Raw genomic sequence first — 11,646 nt, 5'->3', positions numbered from 1 at the left:
GCGTACACGGGGACGGCGGTCGGCAGCACGGCCGCGCCGCGCGGCACCCGGGTGCGCAGCGCCAGGTGGCGCACGCCCGGGGCGTCGACGGCGGCGAGGTGGGCGACCACCGAGAAGCCCTCGGCGAGCTCGTCGACGGCGCTGAGCCAGTCGAAGAAGGTGAGGCCCAGCGTGTCCCGGGCCGCGGTGAGCGCCTCGGTCCAGTGCTCCGCCGGCACGTCGACGGTGATCAGCCCGTACGCCTCGGCGCCGGTCGCCCACTCCCCGACCGACGCCGCGTACTGCTCGGCCGTGGTCACGAGACCCCTCCCTCGACGGAACCGGAACCGGCCGCACCGGCCGCACCGGTGGAACCCGCGGCAGCGGGCCCGGGCACCGGCGGACGCCGCAGCGCCGCCGCGGGCGCGGTGTAGCGGCCGGGCAGCGACTCGGCGGCGATCTTCTCCTGGAGCTTGAGGATGCCCTGGAGCAGCGCCTCCGGGCGGGGCGGGCAGCCGGGCACGTAGACGTCGACCGGGATGATCTGGTCGACGCCCTTGGTCACGGAGTAGGAGTCCCAGTAGGGCCCGCCGGAGTTGGAGCAGGCGCCGAAGGAGATGACGTACTTCGGCTCGGGCATCTGCTCGTAGAGGCGCTTGACGGCGGGCGCCATCTTGTCGGTCACCGTCCCCGAGACGATCATCAGATCGGCCTGCCGGGGGCCCGGCGCGAACGGGATGACACCCATCCGGATGAAGTCGTGCTTGGCCATCGACGCCGCGATGAACTCGATCGCGCAGCAGGCCAGGCCGAAGTTGAAGCACCACAGGCTGTAGCGCCGCCCCCAGTTGAGGACGACCTTCACCGGGTCCGGCGCCAGCCGGGCCAGCGGACCGATGCCGCGCCGCTCGACGGCGGCACCGGGGCTCGACGGGTCCGGCACGCCCAGTGGAACCGGGCCGCCGGAGGCGCCGTGCCCGTGCGAGTGGGTGTGCGTCACGTCCATTCCAGAACGCCCTTCTTCCAGGCGTAGAGCAGTCCGACCGCGAGGAAGCCGATGAAGACGAACATCTCCACCAGCGTTCCGGCCCCGTACCCGGCGGAGGCGAAGACGGTCGCCCACGGGAACAGGTAGATCGCGTCGACCGCGAAGATCACGTACAGGAAGGCGTAGACGTAGTAGCGGACCTGGGTGTGCGCCCAGTCCTCCCCCACCGGGTCCACGCCGCACTCGTAGGCGAGGAGCTTCTCCGGCGAGTACACCACCGGCCGCAGCAGGCGGTTCGCGGTGAACGCCACCGTCACGAAGAGCACGCCGACGACGGCGAGCAGGCCGATCGCGGCGTACGCGTCGAAGTAGCCGCTGCCGGCCGCCGGGTCGGCCGCGACCGAAGCCGCCCGCTGCCCCACCATGCCTCGCCTCCACATCGGCCGCGGAACCCGCCCTCGGGGGCGGCTCTACGACGTTCCTTTACACGCTCATAACCATCGCCAGTGCGTGAGTCTAAGTGCACGGCACCGGTGCCCCGCATCCTGCCCGCTCCGCAAGACACCCGATGGACAACCGGTGGACACCCGGCGCCCCGCGGCGTCACCCCGCGGACACCGGCGGGCAACGCCGGCCGGCGGCGCCCCGGGGTGGGGATAACCCCCGGCCGGGGAGACGTATCACCCCCATGGCCCCACCCGCCCCCGACCGGCCAAGCTAGGGGGGCAAAGCTCGACCGGAAAAGGACGGTAGACCGAGATGAAGCGAACGGACCGCACGGCCGGGGGCGCCGAGCACACCTCGCTGTACGGCGCCCGGATGTGGCGGCAGGCCGGCCGGCTGATGCTGAACCTGCCGCTCGGCATCGCCGGCTTCCTCTTCACGGTCGCGACCCTGTCGATCGGCCTGGCCCTGTCGATCACCGTGGTCGGCCTGCCGCTGCTGGCCGCCGGCCTGGCCGGCTGCCGGTCGATGAGCGGCTTCGCCCGCCGCCGGGCCCGGGCGCTGTACGGCTCCGAGGTGCACGAGCCGGAGCCGGTGCAGCGCCGCCGGCCGGGCATCACCGGCTACGCGATCGCCCACCTGACCGACGCGCTCTCCTGGCGCTCGGCCCTCTACAACGTGCTGATGCTGCCCTGGGGCGTGCTGAGCTTCGCGCTGACCACGGTCTTCGTGCTGGTCGGCTGGCCGCTCCTGCCGTGGGCGATCCGCGCCCAGTCGGAGGTGGACCGGATGCTGGTGGAGACCCTGCTCTACCCGGGCGCCCTGTCCGAGCGGGTCCGCGAGCTGGAGGACGACCGCGGCACCGTGGTCGACACCGCCGCCGCCGACCTGCGCCGGATCGAGCGCGACCTGCACGACGGCGCCCAGGCCCGGCTGGTGGCGCTGGCGATGGACCTCGGCATGGCCAAGGAGCGGCTGCGGGAGACCGAGACGCCGGACGACGTGGCGGCCGCCGCGAAGATGGTCGACAACGCCCACGGCGAGGTGAAGCTGGCCCTGCAGGAGCTGCGCGACCTGGCCCGGGGCATCCACCCGGCGGTGCTCACCGACCGCGGCCTGGACGCGGCGCTCTCCTCGGTGGCGGCACGCTGCACGGTGCCGGAGGGGGTCAAGGTGAACGTCGACCTGAAGGCCCGGGACGGCAGCACCGACCGGCCGGACTCGGCGGTGGAGGGCATCGCCTACTTCACGGTCAGCGAGCTGCTGACCAACATCTCCAAGCACTCGGGCGCCCGCTCCGCCACGGTGGACGTCTGGCGGGCCGACGACCAGCTGATGCTGCTGGTCCAGGACAACGGCAAGGGCGGCGCGGCCCCCTACCCGGGCAGCGGCCTGGGCGGCCTGGCCGAGCGGATCCGCGCGGTGGACGGGGTGTTCCTGGTGGAGAGCCCGGACGGCGGGCCGACCACGGTGACCGTCGAGCTCCCCTGGCGGACCCGCGCCGCCCGCCGCTGACGGCGCCCCCGGTCCCGGACGGCGGAGACCCTGACGGCGGAGATCCCGGACGGCGGACGGCCCCGCGGAACCCTTGCGCGGTTGTGCGGGGTGCCCGCCGTCCGGGGGCTGGTGGGGTCAGGGCGTCTCAAGGGTGCCGAGGGTGACGTCGGCGGTCCTGCTCTGACCGTCCCGGGTGTAGGCGACGGTCACCTTGCTGCCCGGCGCGAGCGAGGCCAGCGCGGTGGTGAGCGAGTTCAGCGAGTCGACCGCGGTGTCGCCGATCCGGGTGATCACGTCCCCGACCTGGAGGCCCGCCGAGTCGGCCGGGCCGCCCGCCGCGACGGCGACCACCACGGCGCCGGCCGGGCGGAAGTTCTGGTCGAAGAAGGTCCGGGCGGTGATGCCGAGGGCGGCCCGGCCGGAGTTGCCGACCTTGCCGTCCTTGATCAGCTGGTCGGCGATGCTGGTCACGGTGGACGCCGGGATGGCGAAGCCGATGCCCGGGGCGGCGGCCCCGTTGGCCTCCGGCTCGGTGGCCGCCAGCGTGTTGATGCCGATCACCTGGCTGGACAGGTTGACCAGCGCGCCGCCGCTGTTGCCGGGGTTGATCGCGGCCGAAGTCTGCACCATGTTGCCGATGACAGCGCCCGGCGAGCCCTGGGTGGACGGCTCGGTGACCGTCCGGCCGGTGGCCGAGACGATGCCCTGGGTGACGCTGCTGGAGAGCCCGAGCGGGCTGCCCATGGCGAGGGTGATCTGGCCCAGCTCGACCTTGGTGGAGTCGCCGAAGGAGGCCGGCTTGAGGCCGTCCGGCGTGCTGCTCAGCTTGATCACCGCGAGGTCGGAGTCCGGGTAGCTGGCGACCAGCGCGGCGTCCAGCGGCTTGGTGCTGCCGGCCAGGGTGACGGTGAAGGTGGTCGCGGTGCCGACCACGTGGGCGTTGGTGACGATGTCGCCCTTGTCGTCGTAGACGATCCCGGAGCCGAGGCCGCTCGCGGTGGTGATCTGCACCACCGAGGGCAGCACGTCCTTGATCACCCGCTGGTAGTCGGACTGGAGCTGGTTGCCGCCGCCCGGCTGGGCGGTGGGGCTGCCACTGGCCGTCGCCGAGACGGCCTGGGAGCCGTTCTCCGCCGACGAGGAGTCCGGGGACGCCCCGCTGCTGCACCCGGCCAGTACGAGCGCGGCCAGCACCGCGACGGCTCCCGGCGCGAGCGGCCGCCCACCGGACGTCCCGGGCCCGGTCGGCCGCGGTCCGGCCGGATTCGGTCGGGTGGGCTCCTTCTTGCGGTTCACCGTGACGGCCTCCGGATTCCTCAGCGCGCGGCCACGACGGGCCGCTCGGACGCGACGCAGAGATCTTTGTCAGCATTTCACCGATATGTCCGAATCTTCTGCTTCGACGCGCAGGGCCCGGGCCTGGCTTCGGACTCCCGTCGTCCGCCCGCAGCGTCGCCCGGCAGGCGGGAGTTCGACGCGCAGGGCCTAGGATCTCGGCCATGACTTGGTTGGTCACCGGTGGTGCCGGATACATCGGCGGGCACGTGGTGCGGCAGCTGGTGGCGGCGGGCGAGCGGGTCGTGGTGCTGGACGACCTCAGCACGGCCGCGCCCGGGGCCCGGCTGCCGGAGGGCGTCCCGCTGATCGTCGGCTCCACCCTGGACCGGGCGGCCGTCGACGCGGCGCTGCGCGGGCACGGGGTGCGCGGCGTGCTGCACTTCGCCGCCAAGAAGCAGGTCGGCGAGTCGGTCGAGCGCCCGTTCCACTACTACCGGGAGAACCTCACCGGCCTGCAGAACGTGCTGGAGGCGGCCGTCGACGCCGGGGTCCGGCGCTTCCTGTTCTCCTCCTCCGCCGCCGTCTACGGCATGCCGGACGTGGACCTGGTCACCGAGTCGGCCCCCTGCGCGCCGATGAACCCGTACGGGGAGACCAAGCTGGCGGGCGAGTGGCTGGTCGCCTCGGCCGGCCGGGCCCACGGCCTGTCCACCGTCTCGCTGCGCTACTTCAACGTGGCCGGGGCCGCCTCGCCGGACCTCGCCGACGCGGGCGTCCACAACCTGATCCCGATGGTCTTCGAGCGGCTCACCGCCGGCCGGGCGCCGCTGGTCTTCGGCGCCGACTACCCGACCCCGGACGGCACCTGCGTCCGCGACTTCATCCACGTCGCCGACATCGCCTCGGCGCACGTCGCGGCGACCCGCCGGCTGGCCGCCGATCCGGCCGGGCGGACCGGGCTGACCCTGAACATCGGGCGCGGCGAGGGCGTCAGCGTCCGGGAGATGCTGGACGTGATCGGCGAGGTCACGGGGTACGACACCACCCCCGAGATCACCCCGCGCCGCCCCGGCGACCCGGCCCGGGTGGTCGCCTCGGCGGAGCTGATCCACCGCGAGCTGGACTGGACCGCCCGGCACGGGGTCGAGGAGATGGTGGCCTCGGCCTGGGAGGGCTGGTGCGCCCGCCATCCCGGCGCCCGCCGCCCCGGGGCCCGCCGCCCGGCCTGACGGGCCCGTCCCGGCCCGCCGGGCCCGGCCTGCCGGGCCGCAACACCTCAGTGCCTCAGTGCCTCAGTGCGAGGGCACCGCCGTGCCGTAGAAGGCGTCCAGCGCGTAGACGCAGCGGTCCTTGCTGCCGACGAAGACCTTCCCGCCGACCGCCACCGGCGAGCCGGTCAGCTCGCCCTTGGTGCCCAGCTCCCAGCGCAGCCGGCCGCTGGCCAGGTCCACGGTGTGCAGCGAGTGGTCCCGGCTGCCGAGGTGGACCAGCCCGTCGGCGACCGCCGGGGAGCCGACGATCTCGCCGCGCGCGGTGTACCGCCAGCGCTCCCGGCCGCTGCCCGCCTCGAACGCGTACAGCACCTCGCCGCTGCCGACCAGCACCATGCCGTCCCCGACCACCACCGGCTCGGCGCCCTGCCGGCTGCCGGTCGCCGCCCGCCAGCGGTCCCGGCCGGTGGCCGCGTCCAGCGCGTAGACGATGCCCAGGTAGTCGACGACGTAGACCGCGTCGGCGTCCAGCGACGGAGGGGTGAACAGCACCGCCGGGGCCTCGAACCGCCAGCGCTCGGCGCCGCTCGCCGCGTCCAGCGCGTACACCCGGGTGCCGGCCGTCACGTACAGCACCCCGGAGCGCTCGACCGGGCGGGAGGGCACGTCCTCGCCGACCGCGACCGACCAGCGCAGGCCGGAGCCGCGCGGGTCCACGCAGTGCAGCCGCCGGCCGCCGTAGTAGTACGCCGCGCCGCCCACCAGGGCGGGGCCGGACTGCGGGTTCTCGAACTCCTGCTGGGCGTCGTCGGCGCGCCAGAGCTCCGCGCCGGTGGCGGCCGAGCGCAGCTGGACGCCGCCGCCCCGCACGCCGCAGCAGAGCACCCCGTCGGCCGCGTCCAGCGAGTACACCCAGCCGTCCAGCGAGTGCCGCCAGCGCTCGGTGCCGTCCGCGACGTCCACCGTGTACAGGTGCGGGCCGTCGGCCGCGTGCACCCGGCCGGCGTCGACGGCGAGCGCCCAGGCGACGTCCCGGGTCTTGTAGCGGCGCTGCCCGGACGCGATGTCCAGGGCGTGCACCTCGAAGCTGGAGACGAACAGGGTCCCGTCGGCGACCACCGGGGTGCCCCAGACCTCGTTGGACATCCGGAACCGCCAGGGGCGCCAGCGGGCGGCGGGGGCCGGGGGCGGGGTGATCCGCCGGACCCAGTCGGTCTCGGCGGGCGGCGCGCCCGGGCCGGCCTGCTCGGCGCGCGGCCCCGGCCCTATCCGGACCGAGGCACCGGGCAGCCGCACCTCGTCGCCCTCCTCGACGACCGGCCGGCGGTGCCGGCTGGGGGCGGCCAGCTTCTCGGTGGCCGCCTCGGTGTCCGGTCCCGGCGGCGCGTGGTGCACCGGCCCGGCGTGCCCGGCGACCGCCCGGGTGCGCGGGTCGTCCTGGCCCGGGTGCGGCTGCGGGGCGGGCGGGTGCGGCGGGTGGTGCGGCACGGACTGCGGCGGCACGTGCGGGGACGGGGCGTGCTGGGGCGGGGCGGCGGGCGGCGGCTGGCGACGGCCCCGCTTGGCCTCGATGAGGGCGAGCGCGTCGGGCGGCAGCCAGTCCCCGGCCTCACCGGAGGCGTCGTCCCGGGAGAACAGGTGCGGGGCCAGCTCGACCTGGATCTGCTCCGGGGTCGGCCGGTGCTCGGGCGACGGCCGCATGCAGGCGCGCACCAGGTCGGCCAGCTCCGCCGGCAGGCCGGAGAGGTCGGGCTGGTCGCGCAGCAGCTGGAAGACCGTCTCCACCGGGTTGGCGCCGCGGTACGGCGGGTGGCCGGTGGCGCAGAAGACCAGCAGCGACCCGAGCGAGAAGACGTCGCTGGCGCCGGTGACGCCCCGGCTGTCCCTGGCCTGCTCCGGCGACATGTACGCCGGGGTGCCGACCGCGACGTTGGTCATCGTGAGCCGGGTGCTGGAGACCCCGGCGGCGATGCCGAAGTCGATCACCCGGGGGCCGTCCTCGACGACCAGGACGTTGGAGGGCTTGAGGTCGCGGTGGACCAGCCCGGCCGCGTGGATGGACTGCAGGGCCTCGGCGATGCCGGCCACCAGCCAGCGCACCGCCCCGACCGGCAGCGGCCCGCACTCGGTGACCAGGTCCTCCAGGGACGGCGCCGGGACGTACGCGGTGGCCAGCCAGGGCACCCGGGCGTCGGCGTCGGCGTCGACCACGGCCGCCGTGTAGAAGCCGCCGACCGTCTTGGCGGCCGCGATCTCCCGCGCGAAGCGGACCCGGAACAGCTCGTCCTCGGCCAGTTCCCCCCGGACGGTCTTGATCGCCACCCGCCGGCCGGACGCCGACCGCGCCAGGTAGACCAGGCCCATGCCGCCCGCCCCGAGCCGCCCCAGCACCTCGAAGGGCCCGATCCGCCTCGGATCGTGCGCCGTCAGCTGGTCCACCCGCTGCCACCTCCCCGTCTTGAGCACCGCCCGCGTGGTGCCGCGCACCCACCGCGTGGTGCCGGACCCGATTCTCCAATGCCGCCCGGCCCATCTCCAACCTCCCCCGCCCAGAGCGGTGTCCGCCCGGCGGGCGGGTCCACTGGCCGGTCAGTGGCTCCGGAACGGCCGGAATCTGACGTCCGCTCCGGCTCGGACTTGCACCCGACACGCCCGGGAGTGCCGAGAGGGGCAGGTCACACCACCGATCCGATGGTTACGCTCCGTTACTCGATAACCCCTCAGCGAAGGCTTCGTCACCCTGTGGCGTCGCCGGTGCACGGGGGGGCGTCAAGGGGACCCGCAGAGGCCGATGAATATCCGTCCGAAGGGCCCTGAGCGGCTATACCAACCCCCGTGCGGAGTAATTGTCACATCACCGAATCGCGCCAAGATCGGGCCACGGTAAGCTGACGGCATGACAGGACAAGTTCGCACCGTCGACGGTCGCGTCGCCGGGCGACGCGGACAGGAGACGCGGCAGAAGCTGCTCGACTGCCTCCGCGAGATGCTCAGCACGTCGCCCTATCGGGACGTCAAGGTCATCGACGTCGCCCGTATGGCGGGTACCTCCCCCGCGACCTTCTACCAGTACTTCCCGGATGTCGAGGGCGCCGTCCTCGAAATCGCCGAGGAAATGGCCAAGGACGCCGACACGCTCAAAGAGCTGGTGGCCGGAAAGTCCTGGGCAGGGAAGTCCGGCACGGCCACTTCGGAAGAACTGGTCGACGGATTCCTCGCCTTCTGGCGCAAGAACGACGCCATTCTCCGCGTGGTCACGCTCGGTGCCGCAGAAGGGGACAAGCGGTTCTTCAAGATCCGCATGACCGTCCTCAACGCGGTCGCCAAGCCGCTCACGGAGGCCGTCAAGGAACTCCAGGCGAAGGGCCAGGCCGACAAGTCGCTGGATCCGGCCGCCGTCGCCGGGTCGCTGGTCTCGCTGCTCGCCTCGGCGGCCGAGCACCAGAAGGCCTTCACCTCCTGGGGCGTCAAGGTCAAGGACCTCAAGCCCAACCTCGCTCCCCTGGTGTACCTGGGCGTCACCGGCAAGAAGGCGCCCAAGTAGACCGATCCGCTTCGACCCCACCTTCCGCTTCGCGCGCGCCCCGGCCTCCTGTCCGGGGTACGACGGACGGCGGCCGTGTCCTCGGGGGAGGTCCGCCGGCGGTCCGCAGCGCGCCACGACACGCCTGTGGGCGGTCACCCTCGACGGGTGACCGCCCACAGGCGTGTCGGCGGGAGCCGGACGGGGCCGAGGGCCCCAGGAGGGCCTCCGGGCTCCCAGGAGGCTCCCAGGAGGCTTCCGGGCGGGCCTCAGCCCGGCCTCAGCGCGGTATCAGCGCGGCCTCAGCGCGGCCTCAGGGGCAGCGGACGACCTGTCCGGCGTACGCCAGGCCGCCGCCGAAGCCGAACAGCAGCACCGGGTCGCCGGGCGACAGCTCGCCGCGCTCGACCAGCTTGGAGAAGGCCAGCGGGACGGAGGCCGCCGAGGTGTTGCCGGACTCCACGACGTCCCGGGCCACCACCGCGTCGGTGACGCCGAGCCGGGACGCGATCGCGTCGATGATCCGCAGATTGGCCTGGTGCGGCACGAAGCCCTTCAGCTCGGACGGGTCGATCCCGGCCCGCTCGCAGGCCTGCCGGGCCAGCGGGGCGATCTGGGTGGTCGCCCAGCGGAACACCGACTGGCCCTGCTGGCTGATCACCGGATCCCAGCCGGTGATCACCACGGCGTCGCCCTTCTCCGGCTCCGAGCCCCAGACCACCGGCCCGATCCCCGGCTCGGCGCCCTCCTCCTGGGCCTCGACCAGCGCCGCGCCGGCGCCGTCGCCGAAGATCACGCAGGTCGACCGGTCGGTCCAGTCGAGGGTGTCCGACATCCGCTCCGCGCCGATCACCAGCGCCGTCCGGGCCGCGCCGGCCCGGATCGCGTGGTCGGCGGTGGCCAGCGCGTAGGAGAAGCCCGAGCAGACCGTGTTGATGTCGTAGGCGGCCGGCGAGCGCACCCCGAGCCGGGCCGCGACGGCGGCGGCCGTATTGGGGCTGCGCTCCACCGCGGTACAGGTGGCGACCACGACCAGGTCGACCTCGGACGCCGACCGGCCGCTGTTGGCCAGCGCCTTCTGCGCCGCCTCGGCGGCGAGGTCGACGACGGTCTCGCCCTCCGCGATGTGCCGCGTCCGGATGCCCACCCGGCTGCGGATCCACTCGTCGTCGGTGTCGACCAGCTTCGCCAGGTCGTCGTTGGTGAGGACCTTGGGGGGCTGGTAGTGGCCGAGTGCCACGATGCGCGAACCGCTCATACTGCCCACTCAACCCGGTTACCCGCTGGTCAGCGGGTCGCGACCGGCTACAGGATCCGTGCCGGGAAGCTGTAGGAGACCGACAAGGGCCGTTGCGGCAGACGGGTCGCGCGACCCGCGCCGAGGAGGCACTCGGGAAAATCCTCCGGCCCGGCGGGCCGCTCAGGCCGCCAGCGAGGCCGCGTCGCCCATCACGATCACCGGGCGGGCGCCCGGGTCCAGGGTGCGGATCAGCTGGGCCATCTTCTCCTCCGGGATGGACACGCAGCCGTGCGTCGGACCGCCGTGGTCGACGTGGATCCAGATCCCGCCGCCCTTGGTCGAGCCGTTCGGGCGGCGCGGGTCCAGCGGCGAGTTGCCGGGCACCCGGTTGTAGTCGATCGCGACGACGTAGTCGAAGGAGCCGGCCAGCTGCTCGCCGGCGAAGCCCGTCCCGGAGACCACGAAGTTCGCGTCCTTGTCGTAGGGCAGCCGGCTGCCCGGGTCGGCCTTGCGGCCGCCGGCGTCGGTCAGTGAGAAGACGCCGATCGGGCTGCGCAGATCGCCCTCGTTGTGATCGGTGGTCCAGCCCTTGAAGGCGTTGTGGCCCTGCCAGGTCTCGCCGTTCAGCCAGCGGCCCTCGGGGGTGCGGGTCCACAGCGCGACGCTGGTCCGGTTGGCGTCCTTGCCCTCGCCGGTGGCCACCACCACCTGGTTGGTGTCGGCGGGTATCCGGCCGGCGAAGCCGGGGCCGAGGCCCGGGATCGCCTCGACCGAACCGTCGGCGCGGGCCTCGCTGCGGCCCGCGGCGGGGGTCGCGGTCTGCCGGTCGACGGCGGCCTGGGCGGCCGGGGCGGCGGTCGGCGAGGCCTGGTCGGCCGCCGGCCGCGCGGCGCCGGCGCCCTCCGGGCCGGGGCCGTCGGCGGTGGTCACACCGGGCTTGGCGGCGTCCTCCCCGACGGTGTACCAGCCGGCGGCGGCCGCCAGCAGCAGGGCGGTACCGGCCACGGCGACCCGGCCGGTGCGCTTCTTCTTGGCCTTGCGCCGGTGGCCCCGGGCGGCCGCGCGGCCGCCGGCCGGCGCACCGGCGGCGCGCCGCTGCCCCGGGAGCGGGGCCGGCTCCGGCTCCGGCCGGAACTCCGGTTCGACGGGGTGCGCCTGGAACGGCTGGTCGTAGACGTCGTGCTCGGCCAGGCTCCGGTAGCCGTACCCGGGGTCCTGCCCCTCGTACAGCGGGCCGTCGTCCTCGCGGTGGCCGCCGTACGGCTGCTGCGGTGCGCCGTAGGGCTGCTGGTGGGCCTCGTACGAGTGCTGCGGCACCTCGTGCACCGGCTCGTACGACGGGTACGGGGAGGTGCGACGGTAACCGGACATGTGCCCGATCCTGCCAAACGGAGGACGGGTTGCGAAAGCCGGGGTCCTGTGCGGGCCCCGTGAAGAAGCCGCCGCCCGGGCCCAGGAAGGGCCCGGGCGGCGGCTCGTGGCCGGC

10 protein-coding genes are annotated in these 11,646 nt (G+C 74.2%); 3 read left to right on the top strand and 7 right to left on the bottom strand.

Features of this window, described 5'->3' with window-relative positions:
• From ACFVFS_RS26410 to ACFVFS_RS26400, 3 genes are all read right to left on the bottom strand, one after another.
• A partial coding sequence (locus ACFVFS_RS26410) for an NADH-quinone oxidoreductase subunit C (protein WP_380627181.1) occupies positions 1 to 299 on the bottom strand: 299 nt, incomplete at its 3' end.
• Positions 296 to 985, bottom strand: a complete 690-nt coding sequence (locus tag ACFVFS_RS26405; RefSeq protein ID WP_380627180.1) for an NADH-quinone oxidoreductase subunit B — start codon at positions 983 to 985, stop codon at positions 296 to 298. The genes ACFVFS_RS26410 and ACFVFS_RS26405, both read right to left, overlap by 4 nt.
• Complete coding sequence (locus tag ACFVFS_RS26400) at positions 976 to 1,392, bottom strand: NADH-quinone oxidoreductase subunit A (protein ID WP_380627179.1); 417 nt, start codon at positions 1,390 to 1,392, stop codon at positions 976 to 978. Before ACFVFS_RS26400 ends, ACFVFS_RS26405 begins: the two co-directional genes overlap by 10 nt.
• A gap of 334 nt (positions 1,393 to 1,726) precedes the next feature.
• Here ACFVFS_RS26400 and ACFVFS_RS26395 point away from each other — a divergent pair, with 334 nt between their 5' ends.
• Complete coding sequence (locus ACFVFS_RS26395; RefSeq protein WP_380627178.1) at positions 1,727 to 2,926, top strand: sensor histidine kinase; 1,200 nt, start codon at positions 1,727 to 1,729, stop codon at positions 2,924 to 2,926.
• A 117-nt stretch (positions 2,927 to 3,043) separates the two neighbouring features.
• Here the strand turns inward: ACFVFS_RS26395 and ACFVFS_RS26390 are convergent, their stop codons facing one another.
• Complete coding sequence (locus tag ACFVFS_RS26390; protein ID WP_380627188.1) at positions 3,044 to 4,102, bottom strand: S1C family serine protease; 1,059 nt, start codon at positions 4,100 to 4,102, stop codon at positions 3,044 to 3,046.
• A 305-nt stretch (positions 4,103 to 4,407) separates the two neighbouring features.
• Here ACFVFS_RS26390 and galE point away from each other — a divergent pair, with 305 nt between their 5' ends.
• Entirely contained in the window at positions 4,408 to 5,415 is a 1,008-nt protein-coding gene (gene galE / locus ACFVFS_RS26385) for a UDP-glucose 4-epimerase GalE (protein WP_380627177.1), read from the top strand.
• A 63-nt stretch (positions 5,416 to 5,478) separates the two neighbouring features.
• Here the strand turns inward: galE and ACFVFS_RS26380 are convergent, their stop codons facing one another.
• Positions 5,479 to 7,836, bottom strand: coding sequence for a serine/threonine-protein kinase (locus tag ACFVFS_RS26380; RefSeq protein WP_380627186.1), 2,358 nt, complete (start codon positions 7,834 to 7,836; stop codon positions 5,479 to 5,481).
• Between the two features lie 457 nt (positions 7,837 to 8,293).
• Between ACFVFS_RS26380 and ACFVFS_RS26375 the strand changes: the two genes are divergently transcribed.
• Positions 8,294 to 8,941 (top strand): TetR family transcriptional regulator, encoded by a 648-nt coding sequence (locus ACFVFS_RS26375; protein ID WP_266311629.1) that lies wholly within the window; start codon positions 8,294 to 8,296, stop codon positions 8,939 to 8,941.
• 292 nt (positions 8,942 to 9,233) lie between these two features.
• On the opposite strand, the gene ACFVFS_RS26370 is transcribed toward ACFVFS_RS26375, so the two are convergent.
• Both ACFVFS_RS26370 and ACFVFS_RS26365 read right to left on the bottom strand, forming a co-directional pair.
• Complete coding sequence (locus tag ACFVFS_RS26370) at positions 9,234 to 10,178, bottom strand: beta-ketoacyl-ACP synthase III (RefSeq protein WP_380627176.1); 945 nt, start codon at positions 10,176 to 10,178, stop codon at positions 9,234 to 9,236.
• Between the two features lie 162 nt (positions 10,179 to 10,340).
• Positions 10,341 to 11,531: a L,D-transpeptidase family protein gene (locus ACFVFS_RS26365; protein ID WP_380627175.1), complete on the bottom strand. Its 1,191-nt coding sequence runs from the start codon at positions 11,529 to 11,531 to the stop codon at positions 10,341 to 10,343.
• Positions 11,532 to 11,646 lie beyond the last annotated feature (115 nt).

It is taken from the genome of Kitasatospora sp. NPDC057692, assembly GCF_042799475.1.
GTDB lineage: Bacteria > Actinomycetota > Actinomycetes > Streptomycetales > Streptomycetaceae > Kitasatospora.
Note: the sequence above shows the minus strand (reverse complement) of the source record. Positions and strands in the feature narration are given on the sequence as shown.

What these genes read in the sequence shown, in the direction of transcription:
- ACFVFS_RS26405 (WP_380627180.1), bottom strand. Translation starts at nt 985, where the DNA reads ATGGACGTGACGCACACCCACTCGCACGGGCACGGCGCCTCCGGCGGC.
- ACFVFS_RS26370 (WP_380627176.1), bottom strand. Translation starts at nt 10,178, where the DNA reads ATGAGCGGTTCGCGCATCGTGGCACTCGGCCACTACCAGCCCCCCAAG.
- ACFVFS_RS26375 (WP_266311629.1), top strand. Translation starts at nt 8,294, where the DNA reads ATGACAGGACAAGTTCGCACCGTCGACGGTCGCGTCGCCGGGCGACGC.
- galE (WP_380627177.1), top strand. Translation starts at nt 4,408, where the DNA reads ATGACTTGGTTGGTCACCGGTGGTGCCGGATACATCGGCGGGCACGTG.
- ACFVFS_RS26400 (WP_380627179.1), bottom strand. Translation starts at nt 1,392, where the DNA reads ATGGTGGGGCAGCGGGCGGCTTCGGTCGCGGCCGACCCGGCGGCCGGC.
- ACFVFS_RS26365 (WP_380627175.1), bottom strand. Translation starts at nt 11,531, where the DNA reads ATGTCCGGTTACCGTCGCACCTCCCCGTACCCGTCGTACGAGCCGGTG.
- ACFVFS_RS26395 (WP_380627178.1), top strand. Translation starts at nt 1,727, where the DNA reads ATGAAGCGAACGGACCGCACGGCCGGGGGCGCCGAGCACACCTCGCTG.